The organism is Vibrio sp. Vb0937, assembly GCF_033338855.1.
In genome coordinates this window covers 1-1,363 of sequence record NZ_JAWOTK010000206.1, presented here as the reverse complement: position 1 = coordinate 1,363, position 1,363 = coordinate 1, and the positions used below count along the sequence as shown (strand labels likewise).

Here is a 1,363-nt window from a genome sequence, read left to right as displayed (position 1 = left end):
TCCCATTTCTGGCATCAATTCTGAGCTTAACGGATTCATTGATTTGCGATACAAACGTCCGGTTACGTTTGTGGGGCTCTTCAACGTCGTTACGGTTGGTAAAGAATCACGAGTTCGCAGCCCTTCGACGAAACCCAATTCTAAAAGCGCTAAGGTTATTGGATCCTGACCGACAGAAACCACTTGGTATGCGAGATAACCCACTTTGCCTTGAAAGGTTTGGTTATCGAGCAAAACCACTGGCAACGGTTCTGGCTTTGCCTCCGCTTGCACTTTCACTCCAATCACGCTCTCCTCTCGCCAGTCATTGTTATCAAGGACAGAAGTGAGGGATTGATATGGGGCATCAGCCCGAGCGAGTATCGCTTGTTCAAGCGCTTGTTTCTCCTGACCTCTTTCTAGTTGCCAAAATCCAAGTTTGACCAACAGAGAAAACACAACCACAGTTAAGCAAACTGCAATACCAAACCGCTTCGATAGCCATAACTTGTGCGATAACCAAGACGAAGAAACCGGAGGTACTATGTCCACCGTATTCCTATTCAAATTAACGCTAGTCCTTTTGCTGCTTTTCATTATCTTCAACCTCGCAAAAGCGCTTATCGAAATGGTTCGAGAAGACCCAGATAATCCGGACAAGCCAACAAAACCCATGAGCCACTATCTCGGTCGTCGTGTGATGTTTTCTGCGTTAGTGGTCATCCTTCTTTTGATTGCGTTGAGCTCGGGTTGGCTTGCTCCCAATCCACGTCCTTACTGACTCTGTCGCTACAACACATAAACAAAAACAAACAGGCATAGCCATACCACATCAACAAAATGCCAGTACCAACTGCCTGCTTGAAATGCGAAATGATTAGTAGGAGAAAAGTGGTCCTTCGCGATTCTAAACAGCAATACGGTTAAGAATATGGTACCAAGACAAACGTGCATGCCATGAAAACCAGTAAGCATAAAGAACGTATTGCCATAAACCCCCGATTGAAGCGTGAGCCCCATTTCCTGATAAGCGTGAATGTACTCTTTGGCTTGATAGAACAAGAAAAAGCCCGCCAACACGATGGTGATTTCAAGCCACACGACTAACGCTGTGCGTCGGTTTTTCTCCAAACTGATGTGTGCCATGTGTAACGTGATAGAAGAGAGAAGCAAAATAATGGTGTTAGTGAGCGGAATACCTTGCCAAGGCATCGCTTGGGTGCTTTCCCCACTTGGCGTTGTCGTGAGCGGCCACATTGCTTCAAAGCTTGGCCACAATACTTCATTGGTCATGAGGTTATTATCAGCCCCTCCTAACCAAGGGACAGACACCATTCTGGCGTAAAACAGCGCTCCGAAAAACGCGCCAAAGAACATCACTTCT

Annotated in this window: 3 protein-coding genes; 1 reads left to right on the top strand and 2 read right to left on the bottom strand. The window is 46.3% G+C overall.

Annotation, left to right across the window (positions count from 1 at the left end; all coding sequences use genetic code 11):
• A partial coding sequence (locus R7P67_RS24465; protein WP_318086269.1) for an SURF1 family protein occupies positions 1-576 on the bottom strand: 576 nt, incomplete at its 3' end.
• Here R7P67_RS24465 and R7P67_RS24460 point away from each other — a divergent pair.
• Positions 524-760 carry a DUF2909 family protein gene (locus R7P67_RS24460; RefSeq protein WP_005482739.1) on the top strand — a complete coding sequence of 79 codons (237 nt, stop codon included), beginning with the start codon at positions 524-526 and terminating at the stop codon, positions 758-760. The genes R7P67_RS24465 and R7P67_RS24460 overlap by 53 nt on opposite strands.
• An 8-nt stretch (positions 761-768) precedes the next feature.
• On the opposite strand, the gene R7P67_RS24455 is transcribed toward R7P67_RS24460, so the two are convergent.
• A partial coding sequence (locus tag R7P67_RS24455; protein WP_318086268.1) for a cytochrome c oxidase subunit 3 occupies positions 769-1,363 on the bottom strand: 595 nt, incomplete at its 5' end.

Coding starts and splice junctions, on each gene's coding strand:
- R7P67_RS24460 (WP_005482739.1), top strand. CDS start 524: ATGTCCACCGTATTCCTATTCAAATTAACGCTAGTCCTTTTGCTGCTT.